Source organism: Enterobacter cloacae complex sp. P6RS (genome assembly GCF_014982245.1).
Taxonomy (GTDB): Bacteria; Pseudomonadota; Gammaproteobacteria; order Enterobacterales; family Enterobacteriaceae; genus Enterobacter; species Enterobacter bugandensis.
Genome location: NZ_JADCLB010000028.1, coordinates 26707 through 52361 on the forward strand (window position 1 = coordinate 26707; position 25655 = coordinate 52361).

The window sequence follows — 25655 nt, forward strand, 5'->3', positions numbered from 1 at the left end:
CAAATCTGGGCAGTTGAAAAAGCACGTTCTGCCCTTATTACAGGTACACAACCACATGTTGACTGAATTTTTAGTGGAGACGTTTAGATGGGTAAAATTATTGGTATCGACCTGGGTACTACCAACTCTTGTGTAGCGATTATGGACGGCACTACTGCACGCGTGCTGGAGAACGCCGAGGGCGATCGCACCACGCCTTCTATCATTGCTTATACCCAGGATGGTGAAACTCTGGTTGGTCAGCCGGCTAAACGTCAGGCAGTGACAAACCCGCAAAACACCCTGTTTGCGATCAAACGCCTGATTGGCCGCCGCTTCCAGGACGAAGAAGTTCAGCGTGACGTTTCTATCATGCCTTACAAAATCATCGCAGCAGATAACGGCGATGCGTGGCTTGATGTGAAAGGCACCAAAACGGCACCACCGCAGATCTCTGCTGAAGTGCTGAAAAAAATGAAGAAAACCGCTGAAGATTACCTGGGTGAGCCGGTAACTGAAGCTGTTATCACCGTACCTGCCTACTTCAACGATGCTCAGCGTCAGGCAACCAAAGATGCTGGCCGTATCGCAGGTCTGGAAGTAAAACGTATCATCAACGAACCAACCGCGGCTGCACTGGCTTACGGTCTGGATAAAGAAGTCGGCAACCGTACTATCGCGGTTTACGACCTGGGTGGTGGTACCTTCGATATCTCTATTATCGAAATCGACGAAGTTGACGGCGAAAAAACCTTCGAAGTTCTGGCAACCAACGGTGATACCCACCTGGGTGGTGAAGACTTCGATACCCGTCTGATCAACTACCTCGTTGATGAGTTCAAGAAAGATCAGGGCATTGACCTGCGTAACGACCCGCTGGCGATGCAGCGCCTGAAAGAAGCCGCTGAGAAAGCGAAGATCGAACTGTCTTCTGCTCAGCAGACCGACGTGAACCTGCCGTACATCACCGCAGACGCGACCGGTCCTAAACACATGAACATCAAAGTGACCCGTGCGAAACTGGAAAGCCTGGTAGAAGACCTGGTGAACCGTTCTATCGAGCCGCTGAAAGTTGCACTGCAGGATGCTGGCCTGTCCGTATCTGACATCCAGGACGTTATCCTGGTGGGTGGTCAGACCCGTATGCCAATGGTTCAGAAGAAAGTGGCTGAATTCTTTGGTAAAGAGCCACGTAAAGACGTGAACCCGGACGAAGCGGTAGCTATCGGTGCGGCGGTTCAGGGTGGTGTATTGACCGGTGAAGTGAAAGACGTACTGCTGCTGGACGTTACCCCGCTGTCTCTGGGTATCGAAACCATGGGCGGTGTGATGACTGCGCTCATCAACAAAAACACCACCATCCCAACCAAGCACAGCCAGGTGTTCTCTACCGCTGAAGACAACCAGTCTGCGGTAACCATCCATGTGCTGCAGGGTGAGCGTAAGCGTGCGTCTGATAACAAGTCTCTGGGTCAGTTTAACCTGGACGGCATCAACCCGGCACCGCGCGGCATGCCGCAAATCGAAGTTACCTTCGACATCGATGCTGACGGTATCCTGCACGTGTCTGCGAAAGACAAAAACAGCGGTAAAGAGCAGAAGATCACCATCAAGGCATCTTCTGGCCTGAATGAAGCGGAAATCGAAAAAATGGTTCGCGATGCCGAAGCTAACGCGGAATCCGACCGTAAGTTCGAAGAGCTGGTTCAGACCCGTAACCAGGGTGACCATCTGCTGCACAGCACCCGTAAGCAGGTTGAAGAAGCGGGCGATAAACTGCCAGCGGAAGACAAAACTGCTATCGAAGCTGCACTGACCGCGCTGGAAACGTCTCTGAAAGGCGAAGACAAAGCGGATATCGAAGCGAAGATGCAGGAGCTGGCACAGGCTTCCCAGAAGCTGATGGAAATCGCTCAGCAGCAGCACGCACAGCAGCAGGCAGGCGCTGATGCTTCTGCGAACAACGCGAAAGACGACGACGTTGTCGACGCTGAGTTCGAAGAAGTTAAAGACAAAAAATAATCGCCCTGATGCAGGGTAATTAATCGGCACGGGCGTAGGAGAACTCTCCACGCCCGTGCTCGCATGTTAAGGGGCTTAAAAAAACCAATGGCAAAGCAAGACTATTACGAGATTTTAGGCGTTCCGAAAACTGCGGAAGAGCGTGAAATCAAAAAGGCGTATAAGCGCCTGGCCATGAAATTCCACCCGGACCGTAACCAGGGTGACAAAGAGGCTGAAGCAAAATTTAAAGAGATCAAAGAAGCCTACGAAGTCCTGACCGATGCACAAAAACGTGCGGCCTATGACCAGTACGGCCACGCGGCCTTTGAACAGGGCGGCATGGGCGGCGGTGGATTCGGTGGCGGCGGCTTTGGCGGCGGTGCGGATTTCAGCGACATCTTTGGCGACGTGTTCGGCGATATCTTCGGCGGCGGTCGTGGTCGTCAGCGCGCAGCGCGCGGCGCAGACCTGCGCTACAACATGGATCTCACTCTTGAAGAGGCCGTTCGTGGCGTCACGAAAGAGATCCGTATCCCGACGCTGGAAGAGTGTGACGTTTGCCACGGCAGCGGCGCGAAAGCGGGTACCCAGCCACAGACCTGTCCAACCTGTCATGGCTCCGGCCAGGTACAGATGCGCCAGGGCTTCTTCGCGGTACAGCAGGCCTGTCCGCACTGTCACGGTCGCGGTACGCTGATTAAAGATCCGTGCACCAAGTGTCACGGCCACGGTCGCGTTGAGAAAACCAAAACCCTGTCCGTTAAGATCCCGGCTGGCGTGGATACGGGCGACCGCATCCGTCTGGCGGGTGAGGGCGAAGCAGGCGAGCACGGCGCGCCGGCAGGCGATCTGTACGTTCAGGTTCAGGTGAAGCAGCACGCCATCTTCGAGCGTGAAGGCAATAACCTGTACTGTGAAGTGCCGATCAACTTCGCGATGGCGGCTCTCGGCGGTGAAATCGAAGTGCCGACGCTGGACGGTCGCGTCAATCTGAAAATCCCTGGTGAAACCCAGACCGGCAAGCTGTTCCGCATGCGCGGCAAAGGCGTGAAATCCGTTCGCGGTGGTGCGCAGGGCGACCTGCTGTGCCGCGTCGTCGTGGAAACGCCGGTTGGCCTGAACGACAAGCAGAAACAGCTGTTGAAAGAGCTTCAGGAGAGCTTTGGCGGCCCAACGGGTGAGAAAAACAGCCCGCGCTCCAAAAGCTTCTTTGATGGCGTCAAAAAATTCTTCGATGATTTGACCCGCTAATTCGTTAGCTGTGTCTAACTTCAAAAAGCCCGGAAGCGATTCCGGGCTTTTTTTTACAGTTATAGATCGGTAAAACTGAGTCTATACCCAATATTAATCTGTTTTTGCCGAGGTATTTGGCTTGGTATTATGGTTTTATCGAGGTATCGTTGTAAAAGAGAGAACATAAATGAAATTACTACACCGTTTCTTTAGCAGTGAGGCGTCCGGTGGTGTGATCCTGATTATTGCCGCGGCCGCCGCGATGGTGCTGGCTAACCTGGGCATGACCCGCGATCTCTATCACGCATTTCTGGAAACGCCCGTCGAGCTGAAGGTCGGAGCGCTGGAAATTAACAAGAACATGCTGCTGTGGATCAACGATGCGCTAATGGCGGTGTTCTTCCTGCTCGTTGGTCTTGAGGTTAAGCGCGAGCTGGTGCTAGGTTCGCTAGCCAGCCGCCAGCGCGCGGCGTTCCCGGTTATTGCCGCGCTCGGTGGGATGGTCGTTCCAGCGCTGCTCTTCCTCGCATTTACCTGGCAGGATCCTGTCGCGCGTGACGGCTGGGCTATCCCGGCCGCAACGGATATCGCCTTTGCGCTCGGTGTCTTAGCTCTGCTCGGCAGCCGCGTGCCGGTTGCGCTGAAAATCTTCCTGATGGCGCTGGCGATCATTGATGACCTGGGCGCCATTGTGATTATCGCGCTGTTCTACACCAGCGATCTGTCGATCCTGTCCCTGAGCGTGGCCGCCGGGGCGATTGCAGTGTTGGCGGTGCTGAAGATCTTCAACGTTCGCCGCATCGGTATCTATATCCTGGTGGGGATGGTGCTGTGGACGGCAGTGCTGAAATCCGGCGTGCACGCCACGCTGGCCGGCGTGATTGTGGGCTTCTTCGTGCCGCTTAAGCCGCAGGACGGTAAATCACCCGCTAAACAGCTGGAACACGTGCTGCACCCGTGGGTCGCCTTTATGATCCTGCCGCTGTTTGCGTTTGCCAACGCGGGCGTTTCCCTGCAGGGGGTCACGCTGGACGGGCTGACGTCTGTCCTGCCACTGGGCATTATTGCCGGGCTGTTTATCGGTAAGCCGCTGGGGATCAGCCTCTTCTGCTGGCTGGCGTTGAAGATGAAGCTGGCATCGTTGCCGAACGGTACAACCTTTAGTCAGATCATGGCCGTCGGCATACTGTGCGGTATTGGATTCACCATGTCGATCTTTATCTCGACGCTGGCGTTTGGTGCAAACGCGCCAGAGCTCATCGTCTGGGCGAAGCTCGGCATTCTCATCGGGTCATTACTGGCGGCAGTGATTGGGTATACTTTGTTGAAGGTGAAGTTGTCCGGACAGGCCGTCCAGGCATAACGGAACACCGGGAGAAGGTCACTCTTCTCCCGATACACACTCAGGGAGCGAAGACGCGATGCCTCATTTGAATTACAACCATCTTTACTACTTCTGGCACGTTTACAAACAGGGCTCGGTCGTGGGGGCTGCAGAGGCGCTTTACCTGACGCCGCAAACCATCACCGGGCAAATCAAAGCCCTTGAAGAACGGCTGCAGGGTAAGCTCTTCAAGCGCAAGGGCCGTGGAATTGAGCCCAGCGAACTGGGTGAACTGGTTTTCCGCTATGCGGACAAAATGTTTACCCTGAGCCAGGAGATGCTGGATATCGTCAACTACCGCAAAGAGTCGAACCTGCTCTTTGATGTGGGGGTGGCGGATGCACTATCCAAACGGCTGGTAAGCGGCGTGCTGGATGCCGCTGTGGTAGAGGATGAACAAATCCATCTGCGCTGCTTTGAATCCACCCACGAGATGCTGCTGGAGCAGCTGAGCCAGCACAAGCTGGACATGATTATCTCGGATTGCCCCATCGACTCCACGCAGCAGGAGGGGCTGTTCTCGGTGAAAATTGGCGAATGTGGCGTGAGCTTCTGGTGCATCAATCCACCGCCGGAGAAACCTTTCCCGGCCTGTCTGGAAGAGCGTCGCCTGCTGGTGCCGGGCAGGCGTTCCATGCTCGGACGCAAGCTGCTGAACTGGTTTAATTCGCAGGGGCTGAACGTGGAGATCCTCGGTGAGTTCGACGATGCGGCGCTGATGAAAGCCTTTGGCGAAGCGCATAATGCGATCTTCGTGGCGCCAACGCTCTACGCGCACGATCTCTATTCAGACGATAAGATTACGGAGATTGGCAGAGTAGATAACGTGATGGAGGAGTACCACGCCATATTCGCCGAAAGGATGATTCAACACCCGGCGGTGCAGCGAATCTGCAACCGTGACTACTCGGCGCTGTTTACGCCACCGGCATTCTGAAGACATAAAAAAACCCGCGTTAAGCGGGTTCTTTAAACAAGCAACAACAAGTAGCGATTAAGCCAGTTTGTTGATCTGCGCGGTCAGGTTTGCTTTATGACGCGCTGCTTTGTTTTTGTGGATCAGACCTTTAGCAGCCTGACGATCCACGATTGGTTGCATTTCGTTAAATGCGTTCTGCGCTGCAGCTTTGTCGCCAGCTTCGATTGCTGCGTATACTTTCTTGATGAAAGTACGCATCATAGAGCGACGGCTTGCGTTGTGCTTACGAGCCTTTTCAGACTGAACGGCACGTTTCTTAGCTGATTTGATATTAGCCAAGTCCAACTCCCAAATATGTTCTATGTGGACAATTCAAAGGCCGAGGAATATGCCCTCTTTGCCTTCTTTTGTCAATGGATTTGTGCAAATAAGCGCCGTTAATTAGCGACGCTACGTTACGTAGTGATGGCGCAGGATTCTACCAGCTTGTCTTTCGTGAATACAGCCTTTCGGCGTAAAAATCGCAGTTCACGGGCAGATTTTTTCGCTGTGAAAGGTCAGCCTGATGAAATCATTACGGCTTTCTGTTTTGCGCGAACAATCGCCGGTTAACCTTAACCGCTGTACAAGGTATACTTTGGCGATTTTCACTGTTTTGAGCCAGACATGAAGCTGATACGCGGCATACATAATCTCAGCAGAGCGCCACACGGGTGCGTGCTGACCATTGGTAATTTCGACGGCGTGCATCGTGGTCATCAGGCGCTGTTGCAGGGATTGCGTAAAGAAGGGGAGGCCCGTGGCCTGCCCGTTGTGGTGATGATTTTCGAGCCACAGCCGCTGGAGCTGTTCGCGGGCGATAAATCTCCCGCTCGGCTCACTCGCCTGCGCGAAAAGTTGCGCTACCTGGCGGAGTCCGGCGTGGACTACGTATTGTGTGTGCGTTTCGATCGCCGCTTTGCCGCACTGACAGCACAAAATTTTGTCAGCGACCTGCTGGTTAAGCGTCTTGGCGTTCAGTTTCTCGCCGTGGGGGATGATTTCCGCTTTGGCGCTGGTCGTCAGGGCGATTTCTTGCTATTACAGAAGGCTGGTCTGGAGTATGGTTTTGACGTCACCAGCGCGATGACCTTCTGTGAAGGCGGCGTGCGCGTCAGCAGCACGGCGGTGCGGCAGGCGCTGGCTAATGATGAACTGGAGACGGCAGAAAATTTGCTGGGCCATCCGTTCACCATCTCTGGCCGCGTGGTTCATGGCGATGCGCTGGGCCGCACGATTGGTTTCCCGACGGCGAATATACCGCTGCGTCGTCAGGTTTCCCCGGTTAAAGGGGTCTATGCGGTGGAAGTGGCAGGACTGGGCGATAAGTCGTTTTACGGCGTTGCCAACATTGGCACGCGTCCTACCGTTGCCGGTGTGCGTCAACAGCTAGAAGTGCACCTGCTGGACGTTGTAATGGACCTTTATGGTCGCCATATAGATGTAATACTGCGTAAAAAAATACGCAACGAGCAGCGATTTGCTTCGCTGGATGAACTTAAGGCGCAAATCGCGCGAGATGAATTAACGGCCCGCGAGTTTTTTGGGCTTTAGAACCGGCTTAACTGCCTACGTGATAAATACGGAACCGAGAATCTGATGAGTGACTATAAATCAACCCTGAATTTGCCGGAAACAGGGTTCCCGATGCGCGGCGATCTCGCCAAGCGTGAACCGGGAATGCTGGCGCGTTGGACCGATGATGACCTGTACGGCATCATTCGTGCAGCCAAAAAAGGCAAAAAAACCTTCATTCTGCATGATGGCCCTCCATATGCGAATGGCAGCATTCATATTGGTCACTCAGTAAACAAGATTCTGAAAGATATTATCGTGAAGTCCAAAGGACTCGCAGGATTTGACTCGCCTTACGTGCCGGGCTGGGACTGCCACGGTCTGCCGATCGAGCTGAAAGTGGAGCAAGAGTTTGGCAAGCCTGGTGAGAAGTTCACCGCTGCAGAGTTCCGCGCGAAGTGCCGCGAATACGCGGCCACCCAGGTTGAAGGCCAGCGCGCTGACTTTATCCGTCTGGGCGTGCTGGGCGACTGGTCGCACCCGTACCTGACCATGGACTTCAAAACCGAAGCCAACATCATCCGTGCGCTGGGCAAAATCATCGGTAACGGCCACCTGCATAAAGGCGCCAAGCCTGTGCACTGGTGCGTGGACTGCCGTTCTGCGCTGGCAGAAGCGGAAGTGGAATATTACGACAAAACTTCACCTTCAATCGACGTGGCCTTCGAAGCGGTCGATCAGGATGCCATTAAAGGTAAATTCGGTCTGCCTGGCGTTAGCGGCCCGATCTCTCTGGTGATCTGGACTACTACCCCGTGGACGCTGCCAGCCAACCGTGCAATCTCTCTCTCCGGCGAGTTCGAATATGCGCTGGTGCAGATTGATGGCCGCGCGGTTATCCTGGCGAAAGATCTGGTTGAAAGCGTGCTGAAACGCGCGAATATCACCGACTACACCGTGCTGGGCACCGTAAAAGGCGACGCGCTGGAGCTGATGCGCTTCAAACACCCGTTCCTGGACTTCGACGTTCCGGCGATCCTGGGCGACCACGTCACGCTGGACGCGGGTACCGGTGCGGTACATACCGCCGGTGGCCACGGTCCTGACGACTACAACATCAGCCTGAAATACGGCCTGGAAATTGCCAACCCGGTAGGCCCGGACGGTTCTTACCTGCCTGGCACCTACCCGGCGCTGGATGGTATCAACGTCTTCAAAGCCAACGACATCATCGTTGACATGCTGCGCACCAGCGGCGCGCTGCTGCACGTTGAGAAAATGCAGCACAGCTATCCGTGCTGCTGGCGCCACAAGACGCCGATCATCTTCCGTGCGACCCCGCAGTGGTTCGTCAGCATGGATCAAAAAGGCCTGCGCGAGCAGTCTCTGAAAGAGATCAAAGGCGTGCAGTGGATCCCGGACTGGGGCCAGGCGCGTATCGAATCCATGGTGGCTAACCGTCCTGACTGGTGTATCTCCCGTCAGCGTACCTGGGGCGTGCCGATGTCGCTGTTCGTGCATAAAGAGACGCATGAGCTGCACCCGAACACCCTGGAATTGATGGAAGAAGTGGCGAAGCGCGTCGAAGTTGACGGCATTCAGGCGTGGTGGGATCTCGACGCCCGCGACATCTTGGGCGCTGACGCAGATAGCTACGAGAAAGTGCCAGACACCCTGGACGTGTGGTTCGACTCCGGGTCGACTCACGCCTCCGTAGTTGACGTGCGTCCGGAGTTTGCCGGTCACGCTGCCGACATGTATCTGGAAGGTTCCGACCAACACCGCGGCTGGTTCATGTCATCCCTGATGATCTCCACCGCGATGAAAGGTAAAGCGCCTTACCGTCAGGTACTGACCCACGGCTTCACCGTGGATGGTCAGGGCCGTAAGATGTCTAAATCTATCGGCAACACCGTTTCGCCGCAGGACGTGATGAACAAGCTGGGCGCGGACATCCTGCGTCTGTGGGTAGCCTCAACCGACTACACTGGCGAAATGGCGGTGTCTGACGAGATCCTGAAGCGTGCTGCCGACAGCTATCGTCGTATCCGTAACACCGCGCGCTTCCTGCTGGCGAACCTGAACGGGTTCGATCCAGTGAAAGACATGGTGAAACCGGAAGAGATGGTCGTGCTGGACCGCTGGGCGGTAGGCTGCGCGAAAGCGGCGCAGGAAGATATCCTGAAAGCCTATGAGTCTTACGACTTCCACGAAGTGGTGCAGCGCCTGATGCGCTTCTGCTCCATCGAGATGGGCTCGTTCTACCTCGACATCATCAAAGATCGCCAGTACACCGCGAAGGCGGACAGCGTGGCGCGCCGTAGCTGCCAGTCCGCGCTGTTCCACATCGCAGAAGCGCTGGTACGCTGGATGGCGCCGATCATGTCCTTCACCGCGGATGAAATCTGGGGCTATCTGCCGGGCGACCGTGAGAAGTATGTCTTCACCGGCGAGTGGTATGAAGGTCTGTTCGATCTCTCCAGCTCCGAAGCAATGAACGATGCCTTCTGGGACGAGCTGCTGAAAGTGCGTGGCGAAGTGAACAAGGTTATCGAGCAGGCGCGTGCGGATAAGAAAGTCGGTGGCTCTCTGGAAGCGGCAGTGACCCTGTACGCCGAACCGGAGCTGGCGGCGAAGCTGACCGCGCTGGGCGATGAATTACGATTTGTCCTGTTGACCTCCGGTGCAAGAGTTGCGGATTATGCCGAGGCTTCTGCTGATGCTCAGCAGAGCGAGTTGCTCAAAGGCCTGAAAGTCGCACTGAGCAAAGCCGAAGGTGAGAAGTGCCCGCGCTGCTGGCATTACACTACCGATATCGGCCAGGTGGCGGAACACGCAGACATCTGCGGACGCTGTGTAAGCAACGTCGCCGGTGACGGCGAAAAACGTAAGTTTGCCTGATGAGTAAAACTCTCTGTTCAACAGGACTGCGCTGGCTGTGGCTGGTGGTGGTGGTGCTGATTATCGATCTGGGCAGCAAGTTCCTGATCCTCCAGAATTTCGCTCTGGGGGAGACGGTTTCGCTGTTCCCGTCGCTTAACCTGCACTATGCGCGCAACTACGGCGCGGCGTTTAGCTTCCTTGCCGACAGCGGTGGCTGGCAGCGCTGGTTCTTCGCGGGTATCGCTCTCGGTATCTGCGTGGTACTGGCTGTGCTGATGTACCGCTCGAAGGCCACGCAAAAGCTGAATAACATCGCCTACGCGCTGATCATTGGCGGCGCGCTGGGCAACCTGTTTGACCGCCTGTGGCACGGCTTTGTGGTCGATATGATCGACTTCTACGTCGGCGACTGGCACTTCGCGACCTTTAACCTGGCCGACACCGCCATCTGCATCGGTGCGGCGTTAATCGTGCTGGAAGGCTTCTTGCCTAAACCCGCAGCGAAAGAGCAGGCGTAATTGTCAATGCCGGGTGATGCGCTGCGCCACCCGGCACAACATTAAAGAGCAATGTGTATGTCTAAATCCGTACAGAGCAACAGCGCGGTTCTCGTTCACTTCACGCTGAAGCTGGATGACGGCTCCACGGCTGAATCCACCCGCAATAACGGCAAACCTGCCCTGTTTCGTCTCGGCGATACCTCCCTGTCTGAAGGTCTTGAGCAGCAGCTCCTGGGCCTGAAAGAGGGTGAGAAAAAAGCGTTCTCGCTGGAGCCGGATGCCGCGTTTGGCGTGCCAAGCCCGGACCTGATTCAGTATTTCTCGCGCCGCGAGTTTATGGACGCGGGCGAACCGGAAATCGGGGCGATTATGCTCTTTACCGCTATGGACGGCAGCGAAATGCCTGGCGTGATCCGCGAGATTAACGGCGACTCTATCACCGTTGACTTCAACCATCCGCTTGCCGGGCGTACCGTTCATTTTGATGTTGAAGTGCTGGAGATCGATCCGGCACTGGAGGCCTGAAATGCAGATCCTGTTGGCTAACCCGCGCGGCTTCTGCGCCGGTGTAGACCGCGCTATCAGCATTGTTGAAAACGCGCTGGAGATTTACGGCGCGCCGATTTACGTGCGTCACGAAGTGGTGCATAACCGCTACGTGGTCGACAGCCTGCGCGAGCGCGGTGCTATTTTCATCGAGCAGATCAGCGAAGTGCCGGACGGAGCGATCCTGATCTTCTCTGCGCACGGCGTCTCTCAGGCGGTCCGTAACGAAGCGAAAAGCCGCGATCTGACCGTATTCGATGCCACTTGTCCATTAGTGACAAAAGTGCATATGGAAGTGGCGCGCGCCAGCCGTCGCGGTGAAGAGTCGATTCTGATTGGCCACGCAGGTCACCCGGAAGTTGAAGGCACCATGGGCCAGTACAGCAACCCGGAAGGGGGAATGTACCTGGTGGAGTCGCCGGAAGATGTCCTGACGCTGAACGTGAAAAACGAAGCGCGTCTGTCGTTTATGACCCAGACCACGCTCTCCGTAGACGACACCTCAGACGTGATTGACGCCCTGCGCCAGCGCTTCCCGAAAATCGTCGGGCCGCGTAAGGATGATATCTGCTACGCCACCACTAACCGTCAGGAAGCGGTGCGCGCGCTGGCTGAACAGGCGGACGTGGTGCTGGTTGTCGGCTCTAAAAACTCCTCTAACTCCAACCGTCTGGCCGAACTGGCGCAGCGTATGGGGAAAGCGGCGTTTTTAATCGACGACGCGACGGACATCCAGGAAGCGTGGGTGAAAAATGCGGCCTGCGTTGGCGTTACCGCAGGCGCTTCCGCGCCGGATATCCTGGTGCAGAACGTGATTGCTCGTCTGCAGGAGCTGGGCGGGGGCGAAGCGGTTCCGCTGGAAGGACGCGAAGAGAATATCGTCTTCGAAGTGCCGAAAGAGCTGCGTATCGACGCCCGCGAAGTGGAATAATTTCTTTTCTGATGAAAGGCCAGCACCTCCTGTGCTGGCCTTTTTTTTGCTCCGGACTTTATCGTGACGACAAAATCATGTCTTTTACTGATATCTGAGTCGGTTTCACGTTAAATTCTAATTATTGGTGTTTTCAGTTGGCAGCCTTTACGAAGGCTGGTTAATCTGAAAACGGTTTACATCATTTTAACGTAAGAGAATAACTATGCATGATGCACAGATCCGCGTCGCCATTGCGGGCGCGGGTGGACGTATGGGTCGCCAGCTGATTCAGGCGGCAATACAAATGGATGGCGTGGCACTCGGCGCGGCGCTGGAGCGTGAAGGTTCATCCCTGCTGGGATCCGATGCGGGTGAACTGGCCGGCGCGGGCAAGACAGGTGTTACCGTTCAGAGCAGCCTTGATGCGGTGAAAGATGACTTTGACGTGTTCATCGACTTTACCCGTCCCGAAGGCACCCTGACTCACCTGGCGTTTTGCCGCCAGCACGGTAAAGGGATGGTGATTGGCACCACCGGCTTCGATGATGCGGGTAAACAGGCCATTCAGGATGCAGCCACCGACATTGCGATTGTCTTTGCCGCGAACTTTAGCGTAGGCGTTAACGTCATGCTGAAGCTGCTGGAAAAAGCGGCGAAGGTGATGGGCGACTACACCGACATTGAGATTATTGAAGCGCACCACCGTCATAAAGTTGATGCTCCATCAGGCACGGCGCTGGCGATGGGCGAAGCGATTGCTTATGCAATGGATAAAGATTTAAAAGACATCGCAGTCTATTCCCGTGAAGGGCATACCGGAGAACGCGTGCCGGGCACCATTGGTTTCGCAACCGTCCGGGCGGGCGATATCGTCGGTGAACACACGGCGATGTTCGCCGATATTGGCGAACGTGTTGAGATTACGCACAAAGCGTCAAGCCGCATGACGTTCGCCAATGGCGCAGTACGCTCCGCGTTGTGGCTTAAATCGAAAGAAAAGGGTCTTTTTGATATGCGAGATGTGCTGGATCTCAACAATTTGTAAGCTTTATTACCCATCGTGATGTGGTTATTGCAGTCGTAATATATTGATTGCATAGGGCAATAATTTATTGCCCTCTTATTTTATTTGTTTTAGATGGATTTTCATTGTTAATGGTCATAAATCTGAATTTTATGCCATTATTATGTGAATTGAATGTAAATTTTGACCATTTGGTCCACTTTTTGTCGCTCGCATCTCTTAAATTCCATAAAACCTACCGCGCAAGCGTTTTCCAGGATGATTTACCTGATCTTTTTGCCCATTAAATCCCATTCAAGCCGCCAGTCCTGCAAAAGAATAAACAAAATATCCGTTTTAAGTTGACTTTTACCCACCAAATCTCCAGAATGCCGCCGTTTGCCAAAAATCCGCTGGCAACACATTTGCATTGATCTATGACATAGTCATGAATTAATATGCAAATAAAGTGAGTGAATATTCTCTGGAGGGTGTTTTGATTAAGTCAGCGCTATTGGTTCTGGAAGACGGAACCCAGTTTATCGGTCGGGCCATAGGGGCAACGGGTTCGGCGGTTGGGGAAGTCGTTTTCAATACTTCAATGACCGGTTATCAAGAAATCCTCACTGATCCTTCCTATTCTCGCCAAATCGTTACTCTTACTTATCCTCATATCGGCAATGTCGGCACCAATGCGGCTGACGAAGAATCCTCTCAGGTACATGCGCAAGGCCTGGTCATTCGCGACCTGCCGCTGATTGCCAGCAACTTCCGCAACACTGAAGACCTCTCTTCTTACCTGAAGCGCCATAACATCGTGGCGATTGCCGATATCGATACCCGTAAGTTAACGCGTCTGCTGCGCGAGAAGGGGGCACAAAACGGCTGCATCATCGCAGGGGATAACCTCGATGCGACGCTGGCGCTGGAAAAAGCGAAAGCCTTCCCGGGCCTGAACGGTATGGACCTGGCGAAAGAAGTGACTACCGCCGAAGCCTACAGCTGGACGCAGGGGAGCTGGACGCTGGAAGGCGACCTGCCGGAAGCGAAAAAAGAGAGCGAACTGCCGTTCCACGTGGTGGCCTATGATTTTGGTGCCAAGCGCAACATCCTGCGCATGCTGGTTGACCGCGGCTGCCGCCTGACGGTGGTACCAGCGAAAACCTCCGCTGAAGACGTACTGAAGATGAACCCGGACGGCATCTTCCTCTCTAACGGCCCAGGCGACCCGGCACCGTGCGATTACGCTATCGACGCCATCAAGTCCTTCCTGGAAACCGACATCCCGGTATTCGGCATCTGCCTCGGCCATCAGCTGCTGGCGCTGGCGAGCGGTGCGAACACCGTCAAGATGAAGTTCGGCCACCACGGTGGTAACCACCCGGTAAAAGACATTGATAACAATACGGTGATGATTACCGCGCAGAACCACGGTTTCGCCGTCGATGAAGCCTCTATGCCGGCTAACCTGCGCGTGACGCACAAATCACTGTTCGATGGTACCCTGCAGGGTATCCACCGTACCGATAAGCCAGCGTTCAGCTTCCAGGGCCATCCGGAAGCCAGCCCGGGCCCGCACGACGCCGCGCCGCTGTTCGATCACTTCATCGAACTTATCGAGCAATACCGTAAGACCGCTAAATAATCAGGAGCCGAGAAGACCATGCCAAAACGTACAGACATAAAAAGCATCCTGATCCTTGGCGCTGGCCCGATCGTCATCGGCCAGGCCTGCGAATTCGACTACTCCGGCGCGCAGGCGTGTAAAGCGCTGCGCGAAGAGGGTTACCGCGTTATCCTGGTGAACTCTAACCCGGCGACCATCATGACCGACCCGGAAATGGCGGATGCCACCTACATCGAGCCGATTCACTGGGAAGTGGTGCGTAAAATCATCGAAAAAGAGCGCCCGGACGCGGTGCTGCCAACCATGGGCGGCCAGACGGCGCTGAACTGTGCGCTGGAGCTGGAGCGTCAGGGCGTGCTGGCTGAATTTGGCGTCACCATGATTGGTGCGACCGCCGACGCGATTGATAAAGCCGAAGACCGTCGCCGCTTTGACGTGGCGATGAAGAAAATCGGCCTCGACACCGCGCGTTCCGGTATTGCGCATAACATGGAAGAGGCGCTGGCCGTTGCGGCTGAAGTGGGCTATCCGTGCATCATCCGTCCATCGTTCACCATGGGCGGCACCGGTGGCGGTATCGCCTACAACCGCGAAGAGTTCGAAGAGATTTGTGAGCGCGGTCTGGATCTCTCCCCAACCAAAGAGCTGCTGATTGATGAATCGCTGATTGGCTGGAAAGAGTACGAGATGGAAGTGGTGCGTGATAAAAACGACAACTGCATCATCGTCTGCTCCATCGAAAACTTCGATGCGATGGGTATCCACACCGGCGACTCCATCACCGTTGCGCCAGCCCAGACGCTGACCGACAAAGAGTATCAAATCATGCGTAACGCCTCGATGGCGGTACTGCGTGAAATCGGCGTGGAAACCGGCGGCTCTAACGTGCAGTTCTCGGTGAACCCGAAAACCGGCCGTCTGATTGTTATCGAAATGAACCCGCGCGTGTCCCGCTCCTCCGCGCTGGCCTCCAAAGCCACCGGCTTCCCGATTGCGAAAGTGGCGGCGAAGCTGGCAGTGGGTTACACCCTCGACGAGCTGATGAACGACATCACCGGTGGCCGCACGCCTGCGTCCTTCGAGCCGTCCATCGACTACGTTGTGACTAAAATTCCTCGCTTTAACTTCGAGAAATTCGCGGGCGCGAACGACCGTCTGACGACCCAGATGAAATCTGTGGGTGAAGTGATGGCGATTGGCCGCACGCAGCAGGAATCCCTGCAAAAAGCGCTGCGCGGTCTGGAAGTGGGCGCCACCGGCTTTGACCCGAAAGTGAACCTGGACGACCCGGAAGCGCTGACCAAAATCCGCCGCGAGCTGAAAGACGCGGGCGCAGAGCGTATCTGGTACATCGCCGATGCCTTCCGCGCGGGCCTGTCCGTCGACGGCGTATTTAACCTGACCAACATCGACCGCTGGTTCCTGGTGCAGATTGAAGAGCTGGTGCGTCTGGAAGAGAAAGTGGCGGAGCTGGGCATCAACGGTCTGGACGCAGACTTCCTGCGCATGCTGAAGCGTAAAGGCTTCGCCGATGCGCGTCTGGCTAAGCTGGCGGGCGTGCGCGAAGCGGAAATCCGCAAGCTGCGCGACCAGTATGACCTGCACCCGGTTTACAAGCGCGTGGATACCTGTGCGGCAGAGTTCTCGACCGATACCGCGTACATGTACTCCACCTATGAAGACGAGTGCGAAGCGAATCCGTCCGTCGACCGCGACAAGATTATGGTGCTGGGCGGCGGTCCAAACCGTATCGGCCAGGGCATTGAGTTCGACTACTGCTGCGTGCACGCCTCGCTGGCGCTGCGCGAAGACGGGTACGAGACCATCATGGTCAACTGTAACCCGGAAACCGTTTCTACCGACTACGACACCTCCGATCGCCTCTACTTCGAGCCGGTTACCCTGGAAGACGTGCTGGAAATCGTGCGCATCGAGAAGCCAAAAGGCGTTATCGTGCAGTACGGCGGTCAGACCCCGCTGAAGCTGGCGCGCGCGCTGGAAGCGGCGGGCGTACCGGTTATCGGTACCAGCCCGGACGCGATTGACCGTGCCGAAGACCGCGAGCGTTTCCAGCAGGCGGTTGACCGTCTGAAGCTGAAGCAGCCGGCGAACGCCACAGTGACGGCCATCGAACAGGCCGTTGAGAAGGCGAAAGAGATTGGCTACCCGCTGGTGGTGCGTCCGTCCTACGTCCTGGGCGGCCGCGCGATGGAAATCGTCTACGACGAAGCCGACCTGCGTCGCTACTTCCAGACGGCGGTGAGCGTCTCCAACGATGCGCCAGTGCTGCTCGACCGCTTCCTCGACGACGCGGTTGAAGTGGACGTGGATGCCATCTGCGACGGCGAAATGGTGCTGATTGGCGGCATCATGGAGCACATCGAGCAGGCGGGCGTGCACTCCGGCGACTCCGCCTGTTCTCTGCCAGCGTACACCCTGAGCCAGGAAATTCAGGACGTGATGCGCCAGCAGGTGCAGAAGCTGGCCTTCGAGCTGCAGGTTCGCGGCCTGATGAACGTCCAGTTTGCGGTGAAAGACAACGAAGTTTATCTGATTGAAGTCAACCCGCGTGCGGCGCGTACCGTACCGTTCGTCTCTAAAGCCACCGGTATTCCGCTGGCGAAAGTGGCGGCGCGCGTGATGGCCGGCCAGACGCTGGCTCAGCAGGGCGTGACAAAAGAGATCATCCCGCCGTATTACTCGGTGAAAGAAGTGGTGCTGCCATTCAACAAATTCCCGGGCGTTGACCCGCTGTTAGGGCCTGAAATGCGCTCAACCGGGGAAGTGATGGGCGTGGGCCGCACCTTCGCAGAAGCGTTTGCCAAGGCGCAGCTGGGCAGTAGCTCCACCATGAGAAAATCGGGCCGTGCGCTGCTCTCCGTTCGCGAAGGCGATAAAGAGCGCGTGGTTGACCTGGCCGCCAAGCTGCTGAAACAGGGCTTCGAGCTGGACGCGACCCACGGTACGGCGATTGTGTTGGGTGAAGCCGGGATCAACCCGCGTCTGGTGAACAAGGTGCATGAAGGCCGTCCGCACATTCAGGATCGTATCAAGAATGGCGAATATACCTACATTATCAACACCACCGCAGGACGCCAGGCGATTGAAGACTCCAAGCTGATTCGCCGCAGCGCGCTGCAATACAAAGTGCACTACGACACCACACTGAACGGCGGTTTCGCAACAGCGATGGCGCTGAATGCGGATGCTACCGAGAAGGTGATTTCGGTGCAGGAAATGCACGCACAGATTAGCAAGTAACCCCCATAGCCCGGTACCGTTCGGTTACCGGGCAATTTTCCCATCTTAAGAACCTTCTGGTTTTTCATCCGCTTTCAGTCAGTTAGCCTAAAATAGTTAGGTCGATAACGAAAATTCAACTGAGAGCAGGGGAAAACACCATGCAAAATAAATTACTGATCGCTTCCGTTCTGGCTGCCACCGCAATGTTTACCGTCGCGGGCTGTTCGTCCAATCAGGCCGTAAAAACCACCGATGGTAAAACCATCGTGACTGACGGGAAACCGCAGGTGGATGACGATACCGGCCTGGTGTCGTACAAAAACGCCGAAACCGGTCAAACTGAACAGATTAATCGCGACCAGGTGAAATCCATGGGCGAGCTGGATAACTAATTCAGTTTTCTGACGCTAGCCCGTCAATAATATTCACTATTAGCCTGTTGAATTACTGTCTACACTCTTCTGGTAAAAGAAGGCAGTAAAACAACAGGCTACTCAATGATTCTGATAATTTATGCGCACCCTTATCCGCAGCACTCGCATGCGAATAAGCGGATGCTTGAGCAGGCAAGGACGCTCGAAAACGTAGAGATACGTTCCCTCTATCAACTCTATCCCGATTTTAATATCGATATCGCCGCCGAACAGGAGGCGCTCACCCGTGCCGATCTGATTATCTGGCAACATCCTATGCAGTGGTACAGTACGCCGCCGCTCCTGAAGCTGTGGATCGATAAAGTCTTCTCCCACGGCTGGGCTTACGGCCACAACGGCAATGCGCTAAAAGGCAAAAGCCTGATGTGGGCGGTTACCACCGGCGGTGGGGAAAGCCACTTTGATATTGGTACCTTCCCGGGGTTTGACGTCCTGGCGCAGCCGCTGCAGGCTACGGCGCTTTACTGCGGGCTGAACTGGCTCCCGCCTTTTGCGATGCATTGCACCTTTGTTTGCGACGATGAAACGCTGCAGGCGCAGGCTCGCCATTATAAACAACGCTTGCTTGAGTGGCAGGAGACGCATCATGGATAGCCATACGCTGATACAGGCGCTGATTTATCTCGGCGCGGCGGCGCTGATTGTGCCGGTGGCGGTACGTCTGGGGCTGGGGTCGGTTCTTGGCTACCTGATTGCGGGCTGCGTCATTGGGCCCTGGGGCTTTCGACTGGTAACGGATGCGGAGGCGATCCTCCATTTCGCTGAAATTGGCGTCGTGCTGATGCTGTTTGTGATTGGTCTGGAGCTGGATCCGCAGAGGTTATGGAAACTTCGCGCCTCGGTATTTGGCGGAGGCGCGCTGCAGATGGTGGCCTGCGGCCTGCTGCTCGGTGGGTTCTGCATCCTGTTGGGCATGGACTGGAAAGTGGCGGAGCTTATCGGCATGACGCTGGCGCTCTCCTCGACGGCCATCGCCATGCAGGCGATGAACGAGCGAAATCTGACGGTCTCGCAGATGGGACGCAGCGCGTTTTCGGTGCTGCTGTTCCAGGATATTGCCGCTATTCCGCTGGTGGCGATGATCCCGCTGCTGGCGGCAAGCGGCTCGTCCACGACGCTGGGGGCGTTTGCGCTGTCGGCATTAAAAGTCGTGGGGGCGCTGGCGCTGGTGGTCCTGCTTGGCCGCTACGTGACCCGCCCGTTACTGCGGTTTGTTGCCCGTTCAGGCCTGCGCGAAGTGTTCAGCGCCGTGGCGCTGTTCCTGGTGTTTGGCTTTGGTTTGCTGCTGGAGGAAGCCGGGCTGTCGATGGCGATGGGGGCGTTCCTTGCAGGCGTTCTGCTGGCGAGCTCTGAATATCGCCACGCGCTGGAAAGCGATATCGAGCCGTTCAAAGGGCTGCTGCTGGGGCTGTTTTTCATCGGCGTGGGGATGTCCGTCGACTTCGGCACGCTGGTCACGCACCCGCTGCGGATCGTCATCCTGCTCGTCGGTTTCCTGGTGATTAAAATGGTGATGCTGTGGCTGATTGCGCGTCCATTGAAGGTGCCGAACAAGCAGCGCCGCTGGTTTGCCGTACTGCTGGGTCAGGGGAGCGAATTTGCATTCGTGGTCTTTGGTGCCGCGCAGATGGCAAACGTGCTCGATCCCGAGTGGGCGAAAGCGCTGACGCTGGCGGTCGCGCTGTCGATGGCGGCAACGCCTGTTCTACTGGTGGTGCTGACGCGTCTGGAAAAATCAGGCAGCGAGCAGGAGCGCGAAGCCGACGAGATCGATGAGGAGCAGCCGCGCGTCATCATCGCCGGATTTGGTCGCTACGGGCAGATCGTCGGGCGTTTACTGCTGTCAAGCGGGGTGAAAATGGTGATTCTCGATCACGATCCTGACCATGTCGATACCCTGCGTAAATTTGATATGAAGGTGTTTTACGGCGATGCGACTCGCGTCGATCTGCTGGAATCCGCCGGGGCGGCAAAAGCCGAGGTATTGATTAACGCCATTGACGATCCTGAGACCAGCATGCAGATGGTGGAGCTGGTAAAAGAGCATTTTCCAGGGCTGACCATTATCTCCCGCGCGCGCGATGTGGATCATTACATCCGGCTGCGTCAGGCGGGCGTAGAAGCGCCGGAGCGTGAAACGTTCGAAGGCGCGCTGAAGTCTGGCCGCCTGGCGCTGGAGAATCTGGGGCTCGGCGCGTATGAAGCGCGCGAACGTGCGGACCTGTTCCGCCGCTTTAACACCGGGATGGTGGAAGAGATGGCGGCGATGGCCGGCAGTACGGCCACGGAGCGTGCGGCGGTGTTTAAACGCACCAGCGCCATGCTGACAGAAATCATTAACGAGGACCGCAATCACCTGTCGCTGATCCAGCGCCATGGCTGGCAGGGCACGGAAGAGGGCAAGCATACCGGCGATCCGGCTGACGAGCCCGAGAGTAAACCTTCCGCGTGAAGTGGAGTTGCCAGCAATAATAAAAAATTTCTCTATCTTTACTCTGCCGCCAGTCGACGAAAGATTAAGCTTTCCGTATAGTGGCGGCAATTTTTTGCATCCGGGAAATTTTCAATGATCAGTCTGATTGCAGCGCTGGCGGTGGACCGCGTTATCGGTATGGAAAATGCCATGCCGTGGAACCTGCCTGCCGATCTCGCATGGTTTAAACGTACTACGTTAAACAAGCCGGTAGTGATGGGCCGCCTGACCTGGGAGTCGATTGGTCGTCCATTGCCGGGCCGTAAGAATATCGTTATCAGTAGCCAGCCGGGCACTGACGATCGCGTCGAATGGGTTAAGTCCGTTGATGAAGCGATTGCCGCCTGCGGTGACGCCGAAGAGATCATGGTGATCGGCGGCGGCCGCGTGTATGAGCAGTTCCTGCCAAAAGCGCAGAAGCTGTATCTGACCCACATTGATGCGGAAGTGGAAGGGGACACCCATTTCCCGGATTACGATCCGGACGAGTGGGAATCGGTATTCAGCGAGTTCCACGACGCGGATGCACAGAACTCCCACAGCTACTGCTTCGAGATTCTGGAACGTCGTTAAGTGATGTCCCTCTCCCGCCCGGGAGAGGGAATGATTCAGGAGGCAACGGCCTCACTTTCCCCTAAGTCCAGCTGTCGGTTGGACGGCTGAACAAAGTAAGTTTTATCTTCCCAGCGTAAGCAGGTCAACTCTCCGCCCCAGCAGCATCCGGTATCCAGACCGTAGATCCCGTCCGGCGTGCCTTTTCCTTCCAGCGCAGCCCAGTGGCCAAAGACGACGTTGTACTCGCTTGTCACGGGTCCAGGAATAGCAAACCACGGTTTGAGCGGGGCAGGCGCGCTTTCCGGCGTCTCTTTGGAATACATGTCCAGCTGCCCGTTCGGGAAGCAGAAACGCATGCGCGTAAAAGCGTTGGTAATAAAGCGCAGGCGGGCCAGACCGCTGAGATCCTCGCTCCAGTGATTCGGCATATCGCCGTACATGGCATCAAGGAAGAAGGGGTACGAGTCGCTCGCCAGCACCGCCTCAACGTCACGCGCGCAGGTTTTAGCCGTCTCAAGATCCCATTGCGGGGTGATCCCGGCATGAGCCATGACCAGCTTTTTCTCCTCATCGACCTGCAGTAAAGGCTGGCGGCGCAGCCAGTTAATCAGGTCGTCCGCGTCTGGCGCATCCAGCAGGGGAGAGAGGCGATCTTTAGGTTTGTTGCGGCTGATCCCGGCAAATACGGCCAACAGGTGAAGATCGTGATTGCCCAGCACCATGCGCACGCTGTCGCCCAGAGATTTGACGAAACGTAAAACCTCAAGCGAGCCCGGACCACGCGCGACTAAATCGCCCGTCAGCCAGAGCGTGTCCTGTCCTGGCGTAAAGTCGACCTGTTTTAACAATGCGATCAGTTCATCGTAGCAACCGTGAACGTCGCCAATCAGATATGTAGACATTAGATTAATGAATGAGTGTGGTTACGGCGAGACGGAACACAGGAATAGCAACGCGGAACACATTGCCATCGACGTCGACCATTTCATAATGGCCTTGCATGGTACCTAGCGGCGTTTCAATTACCGCGCCGCTGGTGTACTGATACTCTTCGCCAGGGGCGATGTGGGGCTGTTCACCGACCACTCCTTCACCCTGAACTTCAATTTCGCGGCCATTGCCGTTGGTGATAAGCCAGTAGCGCCCGCGCAGCTGCACGGGCATCCGCCCCAGATTGCGAATGGTCACGGTGTAAGCAAAGACAAAACGCTCTTCATCCGGCGAGGATTGCGATTCAACATAGACGCTTTGTACATGGACACATACGCGGGGCGAATCAATCATGGCTTAACTCTCCTTCGGCGGCGCATTTTCGCTGATGTAATTAGCCAGCTTGCAGTACTGCTCTACGGAAATGTTTTCCGCACGCATTGCCGGGTCGATCCCCAGCTCTGCTAGCACCTCAACGGTAAACGAATTGCTCAGACTGTTACGGATCGTTTTACGGCGCTGGTTAAAGGCTTCCGTGGTGATGCGGCTCAGTACACGCAGATCTTTAACCGGATACGGTTTCGTTTTGTGCGGCACAAGGCGCACAACCGCAGAATCTACTTTCGGTGGCGGCGTGAACGCTGATGGCGGTACTTCGAGTACCGGGATCACGTTGCAGTAATATTGTGCCATCACGCTTAAACGACCATACGCTTTACTGTTCGGCCCTGCAACCAGACGGTTAACAACCTCTTTTTGCAACATGAAGTGCATGTCGGCAATGGCATCAGTATAGCTAAAGAGGTGGAACATTAGCGGCGTGGAGATGTTATACGGCAGGTTGCCGAACACGCGCAGCGGCTGGCCCATTTTTTCCGACAGTTCGCCAAAGTTCATGGTCATGGCATCCTGCTGATAGATGGTCAGCTTTGGTCCGAGGAACGGGTGCGTTTGCAGGCGTGCGGCCAGGTCGCGGTCCAGTTCGATAACGGTCAGCTCGTCGAGGCGTTCGCCTACCGGCTCGGTCAGTGCGGCAAGGCCCGGGCCGATTTCGACCATAGCCTGACCCTTCTGCGGATTAATAGCAGAGACGATGCTGTCGATCACGAATTGATCGTTGAGAAAGTTTTGCCCGAAGCGTTTACGGGCTAAGTGGCCCTGATGGACTCGATTAGTCATTGAGTATTAACAATCATTTTGATGGCGAGATTAAGCGCCGTAATAAAACTGCCGACATCCGCTTTCCCCTGGCCTGCCAGATCCAGCGCAGTGCCGTGGTCAACGGACGTTCGAATAAAGGGTAAACCGAGGGTGATATTCACCCCGCGGCCAAAGCCCTGGTATTTTAGCACGGGCAGACCCTGATCGTGGTACATCGCGAGGACGGCGTCGGCATTATCCAGGTATTTTGGCTGGAAAAGGGTGTCCGCAGGCAGCGGCCCGCTGAGATTCATCCCTTTGGCGCGCATTTCTTCAAGCACCGGAATAATGGTGTCGATCTCTTCGGTGCCCATGTGACCCCCTTCACCCGCGTGCGGATTCAGGCCGCAGACCAGCACATGCGGCCGCTTGATGCCGAACTTCGTTTGCAGGTCGTGATGCAGGATCCCGATGATCTCCCGCAGCAGTTCCGGGGTGATGGCATCAGGAATGGCCTTGATCGGTAGATGGGTGGTCACGAGAGCAACGCGCATCGCTTCCGTCGCCAGCATCATCACCACTTTCGGGCTGTGCGAGCGCTCTTCGAAGAACTCCGTATGCCCGGTAAACGGTATGCCCGCTTCGTTGATGACGCCCTTATGCACGGGGCCGGTGATCAGAGCGGCAAATTCGCCCTTCAGGCAACCGTCGCAGGCGCGGGCAAGGGTTTCCACGACGTAGTGGCCATTTTCCGTGCTGAGCTGGCCTGGAATAACGGGTGTACGAAGGGGAACAGAAAGAAGAGTGAGCGTACCGGCCTGCTGTGGCGCGGGCTGTTGGCCTTCAACGTAAGGGATGAGCGTTAAGGGCAGACCGAGCAGATTCGCCCGGTCTTGTAACAGTGTTGCATCCGCGCAGACAACCAGTTCTACTGGCCAGCTGCGCTGGGCGAGCTGGACAACGAGGTCAGGCCCAATCCCGGCAGGTTCGCCGGGAGTGATAACAACACGATGCTGTTTCATTAGTTGCTCAGGACTTTCACGTAAGCACTGGCGCGCTGTTCCTGCATCCAGGTTGCCGCTTCTTCGGAGAACTTACGGTTAAACAGCATACGGTAGGCTCTGTCTTTCTGCGCCGCATCCGTTTTGTCCACGTTGCGGGTGTCCATCAGCTCGATCAGATGCCAGCCAAATGAAGAGTGAACCGGGGCACTGATCTGGCCTTTATTCAGCTTCATCAGCGCATCGCGGAAGGCAGGATCGTAAATGTCCGCAGCCGCCCAGCCAAGATCGCCGCCCTGGTTCGCAGAGCCAGGATCCTGAGAGAACTCTTTCGCTGCATTGGCAAACGACGTTTTACCGCTCTTAATATCTGCGGCAATTTGCTCTAGCTTCGCACGCGCCTGATCGTCAGTCATGATCGGTGACGGCTTCAGCAGAATGTGGCGGGCGTGAACTTCAGTCACGGAGATATTCTGGCTCTGACCGCGCAGATCGTTCACTTTCAGAATGTGGAAGCCCACCCCTGAACGGATTGGACCGACGATATCGCCTTTCTTCGCCGTGCTTAGCGCCTGAGCAAAGATAGATGGCAGCTCCTGGATACGTCCCCAGCCCATCTGGCCGCCTTTCAGGGCCTGTTGGTCAGCAGAGTAGGTGATAGCCAGCTTGCCAAAGTCGCCGCCGTTACGCGCCTGGTCGACAATTGAACGTGCCTGACTTTCTGCTTCAGCAGCCTGATCTGACGTTGGGTTCTCTGGCAGTGGGATCAGAATGTGGCTCAGGTTCAGCTCTGTGCTCGCATCGTTCTGGTTGCCCACCTGTTTTGCCAGCGCATCCACTTCCTGCGGCAGGATGGTGACGCGGCGACGGACTTCATTATTACGCACTTCCGAGATCAGCATCTCTTTACGGATCTGGTTACGGTAGGTAGCGTAGCTGATGCCGTCATAGGCCAGACGGCTGCGCATCTGGTCCGGCGACATGTTGTTCTGCTTTGCAATGTTAGCGATAGCCTGATCGAGCTGCTCGTCAGTCACCTTCACGCCCATTTTCTGACCCATCTGCAGGATAATCTGATCCATGATCAGACGCTCCAGGATCTGGTGGCGCAGCGTGGCGTCATCCGGAAGTTGCTGACCCGCTTCGCCCGAATTGAGCTTCACGGATTTCATCAGACCATCAACGTCACTTTCGAGCACGACGCCGTTGTTAACGACAGCGGCGACCTTATCAACAACCTGGGGGGCTGCGAAGCTGGTATTCGCAACCATAGCGACACCAAGCAGCAGCGTTTTCCAGTTCTTCATACTTTTTCCATTTCAATTAACCGCAAA

General features: G+C 55.9%; 22 protein-coding genes and 1 pseudogene. 17 read left to right on the forward strand and 6 right to left on the reverse strand.

From position 1 onward, the window contains the following. Positions 1–87: 87 nt before the first annotated feature. The 4 genes from dnaK to nhaR all read left to right on the forward strand — a co-directional run bounded on the left by dnaK (position 88) and on the right by nhaR (position 5537). Entirely contained in the window at positions 88–2001 is a 1914-nt protein-coding gene (gene dnaK / locus INF73_RS19245; protein ID WP_028015465.1) for a molecular chaperone DnaK, read from the forward strand. Positions 2002–2088: 87 nt separating this feature from the next. Then, the gene (gene dnaJ, locus INF73_RS19250; RefSeq protein WP_008502040.1) at positions 2089–3234 is read left to right on the forward strand and encodes a molecular chaperone DnaJ; all 1146 of its coding nucleotides are present in this window, start codon (positions 2089–2091) and stop codon (positions 3232–3234) included. A 169-nt stretch (positions 3235–3403) separates the two neighbouring features. Further along, a complete protein-coding gene (gene nhaA, locus INF73_RS19255; protein ID WP_193541081.1) occupies positions 3404–4579 on the forward strand; it encodes a Na+/H+ antiporter NhaA in 1176 nt (391 codons plus the stop codon). 58 nt (positions 4580–4637) lie between these two features. Next, complete coding sequence (gene nhaR / locus INF73_RS19260; RefSeq protein ID WP_028015467.1) at positions 4638–5537, forward strand: transcriptional activator NhaR; 900 nt, start codon at positions 4638–4640, stop codon at positions 5535–5537. Positions 5538–5594: 57 nt separating this feature from the next. Here the strand turns inward: nhaR and rpsT are convergent, their stop codons facing one another. Beyond that, positions 5595–5858 carry a 30S ribosomal protein S20 gene (gene rpsT, locus INF73_RS19265; RefSeq protein WP_003856458.1) on the reverse strand — a complete coding sequence of 88 codons (264 nt, stop codon included), beginning with the start codon at positions 5856–5858 and terminating at the stop codon, positions 5595–5597. A gap of 101 nt (positions 5859–5959) precedes the next feature. Between rpsT and INF73_RS22135 the strand changes: the two are divergent. The 13 genes and pseudogenes from INF73_RS22135 (at position 5960) to folA (ending at position 21268) form a co-directional block, all read left to right on the forward strand. Beyond that, a pseudogene (locus INF73_RS22135) lies at positions 5960–6178 on the forward strand (DUF2575 domain-containing protein). Positions 6179–6185: 7 nt separating this feature from the next. Next, positions 6186–7112, forward strand: coding sequence for a bifunctional riboflavin kinase/FAD synthetase (gene ribF / locus INF73_RS19270; RefSeq protein WP_028015468.1), 927 nt, complete (start codon positions 6186–6188; stop codon positions 7110–7112). A 45-nt stretch (positions 7113–7157) separates the two neighbouring features. Then, a complete protein-coding gene (gene ileS / locus INF73_RS19275; protein ID WP_193541083.1) occupies positions 7158–9974 on the forward strand; it encodes an isoleucine--tRNA ligase in 2817 nt (938 codons plus the stop codon). Next, positions 9974–10474 (forward strand): signal peptidase II, encoded by a 501-nt coding sequence (lspA, locus tag INF73_RS19280; RefSeq protein ID WP_028015470.1) that lies wholly within the window; start codon positions 9974–9976, stop codon positions 10472–10474. Before ileS ends, lspA begins: the two co-directional genes overlap by 1 nt. Positions 10475–10531: 57 nt before the next feature. Then, on the forward strand, positions 10532–10981 hold the full coding sequence (gene fkpB, locus INF73_RS19285; protein WP_003856450.1) for an FKBP-type peptidyl-prolyl cis-trans isomerase: 450 nt from the start codon (positions 10532–10534) through the stop codon (positions 10979–10981). 1 nt (position 10982) lies between these two features. Then, entirely contained in the window at positions 10983–11933 is a 951-nt protein-coding gene (gene ispH, locus INF73_RS19290; protein ID WP_028015471.1) for a 4-hydroxy-3-methylbut-2-enyl diphosphate reductase, read from the forward strand. Positions 11934–12138: 205 nt separating this feature from the next. Further along, positions 12139–12960, forward strand: a complete 822-nt coding sequence (dapB, locus tag INF73_RS19295) for a 4-hydroxy-tetrahydrodipicolinate reductase (RefSeq protein ID WP_028015472.1) — start codon at positions 12139–12141, stop codon at positions 12958–12960. A 454-nt stretch (positions 12961–13414) separates the two neighbouring features. Then, positions 13415–14563 (forward strand): glutamine-hydrolyzing carbamoyl-phosphate synthase small subunit, encoded by a 1149-nt coding sequence (gene carA / locus INF73_RS19300; RefSeq protein ID WP_048957861.1) that lies wholly within the window; start codon positions 13415–13417, stop codon positions 14561–14563. Positions 14564–14581: 18 nt separating this feature from the next. Further along, positions 14582–17806, forward strand: a complete 3225-nt coding sequence (carB, locus tag INF73_RS19305; RefSeq protein WP_193541085.1) for a carbamoyl-phosphate synthase large subunit — start codon at positions 14582–14584, stop codon at positions 17804–17806. A 140-nt stretch (positions 17807–17946) separates the two neighbouring features. Next, complete coding sequence (locus INF73_RS19310; protein ID WP_003856439.1) at positions 17947–18180, forward strand: YgdI/YgdR family lipoprotein; 234 nt, start codon at positions 17947–17949, stop codon at positions 18178–18180. Positions 18181–18285: 105 nt separating this feature from the next. After that, complete coding sequence (gene kefF, locus INF73_RS19315) at positions 18286–18816, forward strand: glutathione-regulated potassium-efflux system oxidoreductase KefF (protein ID WP_193541088.1); 531 nt, start codon at positions 18286–18288, stop codon at positions 18814–18816. Further along, entirely contained in the window at positions 18809–20674 is a 1866-nt protein-coding gene (gene kefC, locus INF73_RS19320; RefSeq protein WP_048999031.1) for a glutathione-regulated potassium-efflux system protein KefC, read from the forward strand. The genes kefF and kefC overlap by 8 nt, the downstream gene beginning before the upstream one ends. A 114-nt stretch (positions 20675–20788) precedes the next feature. Beyond that, entirely contained in the window at positions 20789–21268 is a 480-nt protein-coding gene (gene folA, locus INF73_RS19325; protein WP_006173915.1) for a type 3 dihydrofolate reductase, read from the forward strand. A gap of 35 nt (positions 21269–21303) precedes the next feature. Here the strand turns inward: folA and apaH are convergent, their stop codons facing one another. The 5 genes from apaH to surA are packed head-to-tail and all read right to left on the reverse strand — an operon-like array spanning position 21304 to position 25628. Beyond that, entirely contained in the window at positions 21304–22152 is an 849-nt protein-coding gene (gene apaH, locus INF73_RS19330) for a bis(5'-nucleosyl)-tetraphosphatase (symmetrical) ApaH (protein WP_045631140.1), read from the reverse strand. A gap of 4 nt (positions 22153–22156) precedes the next feature. After that, positions 22157–22534 carry a Co2+/Mg2+ efflux protein ApaG gene (apaG, locus tag INF73_RS19335; protein ID WP_014882505.1) on the reverse strand — a complete coding sequence of 126 codons (378 nt, stop codon included), beginning with the start codon at positions 22532–22534 and terminating at the stop codon, positions 22157–22159. 3 nt (positions 22535–22537) lie between these two features. Next, a complete protein-coding gene (rsmA, locus tag INF73_RS19340; protein ID WP_028015479.1) occupies positions 22538–23359 on the reverse strand; it encodes a 16S rRNA (adenine(1518)-N(6)/adenine(1519)-N(6))-dimethyltransferase RsmA in 822 nt (273 codons plus the stop codon). Further along, on the reverse strand, positions 23356–24342 hold the full coding sequence (gene pdxA / locus INF73_RS19345) for a 4-hydroxythreonine-4-phosphate dehydrogenase PdxA (protein WP_059357859.1): 987 nt from the start codon (positions 24340–24342) through the stop codon (positions 23356–23358). The genes rsmA and pdxA overlap by 4 nt, the downstream gene beginning before the upstream one ends. Next, the gene (gene surA / locus INF73_RS19350) at positions 24342–25628 is read right to left on the reverse strand and encodes a peptidylprolyl isomerase SurA (protein ID WP_028015481.1); all 1287 of its coding nucleotides are present in this window, start codon (positions 25626–25628) and stop codon (positions 24342–24344) included. Before surA ends, pdxA begins: the two co-directional genes overlap by 1 nt. Positions 25629–25655: the final 27 nt, after the last annotated feature.

Excerpts from the sequence above, each read along its gene's own strand:
- dnaK (WP_028015465.1), top strand. The coding sequence starts at position 88 with ATGGGTAAAATTATTGGTATCGACCTGGGTACTACCAACTCTTGTGTA.
- dnaJ (WP_008502040.1), top strand. The coding sequence starts at position 2,089 with ATGGCAAAGCAAGACTATTACGAGATTTTAGGCGTTCCGAAAACTGCG.
- nhaA (WP_193541081.1), top strand. The coding sequence starts at position 3,404 with ATGAAATTACTACACCGTTTCTTTAGCAGTGAGGCGTCCGGTGGTGTG.
- nhaR (WP_028015467.1), top strand. The coding sequence starts at position 4,638 with ATGCCTCATTTGAATTACAACCATCTTTACTACTTCTGGCACGTTTAC.
- ribF (WP_028015468.1), top strand. The coding sequence starts at position 6,186 with ATGAAGCTGATACGCGGCATACATAATCTCAGCAGAGCGCCACACGGG.
- ileS (WP_193541083.1), top strand. The coding sequence starts at position 7,158 with ATGAGTGACTATAAATCAACCCTGAATTTGCCGGAAACAGGGTTCCCG.
- lspA (WP_028015470.1), top strand. The coding sequence starts at position 9,974 with ATGAGTAAAACTCTCTGTTCAACAGGACTGCGCTGGCTGTGGCTGGTG.
- fkpB (WP_003856450.1), top strand. The coding sequence starts at position 10,532 with ATGTCTAAATCCGTACAGAGCAACAGCGCGGTTCTCGTTCACTTCACG.
- ispH (WP_028015471.1), top strand. The coding sequence starts at position 10,983 with ATGCAGATCCTGTTGGCTAACCCGCGCGGCTTCTGCGCCGGTGTAGAC.
- dapB (WP_028015472.1), top strand. The coding sequence starts at position 12,139 with ATGCATGATGCACAGATCCGCGTCGCCATTGCGGGCGCGGGTGGACGT.
- carB (WP_193541085.1), top strand. The coding sequence starts at position 14,582 with ATGCCAAAACGTACAGACATAAAAAGCATCCTGATCCTTGGCGCTGGC.
- INF73_RS19310 (WP_003856439.1), top strand. The coding sequence starts at position 17,947 with ATGCAAAATAAATTACTGATCGCTTCCGTTCTGGCTGCCACCGCAATG.
- kefF (WP_193541088.1), top strand. The coding sequence starts at position 18,286 with ATGATTCTGATAATTTATGCGCACCCTTATCCGCAGCACTCGCATGCG.
- kefC (WP_048999031.1), top strand. The coding sequence starts at position 18,809 with ATGGATAGCCATACGCTGATACAGGCGCTGATTTATCTCGGCGCGGCG.
- folA (WP_006173915.1), top strand. The coding sequence starts at position 20,789 with ATGATCAGTCTGATTGCAGCGCTGGCGGTGGACCGCGTTATCGGTATG.
- apaH (WP_045631140.1), bottom strand. The coding sequence starts at position 22,152 with ATGTCTACATATCTGATTGGCGACGTTCACGGTTGCTACGATGAACTG.
- apaG (WP_014882505.1), bottom strand. The coding sequence starts at position 22,534 with ATGATTGATTCGCCCCGCGTATGTGTCCATGTACAAAGCGTCTATGTT.
- rsmA (WP_028015479.1), bottom strand. The coding sequence starts at position 23,359 with ATGACTAATCGAGTCCATCAGGGCCACTTAGCCCGTAAACGCTTCGGG.
- pdxA (WP_059357859.1), bottom strand. The coding sequence starts at position 24,342 with ATGAAACAGCATCGTGTTGTTATCACTCCCGGCGAACCTGCCGGGATT.
- surA (WP_028015481.1), bottom strand. The coding sequence starts at position 25,628 with ATGAAGAACTGGAAAACGCTGCTGCTTGGTGTCGCTATGGTTGCGAAT.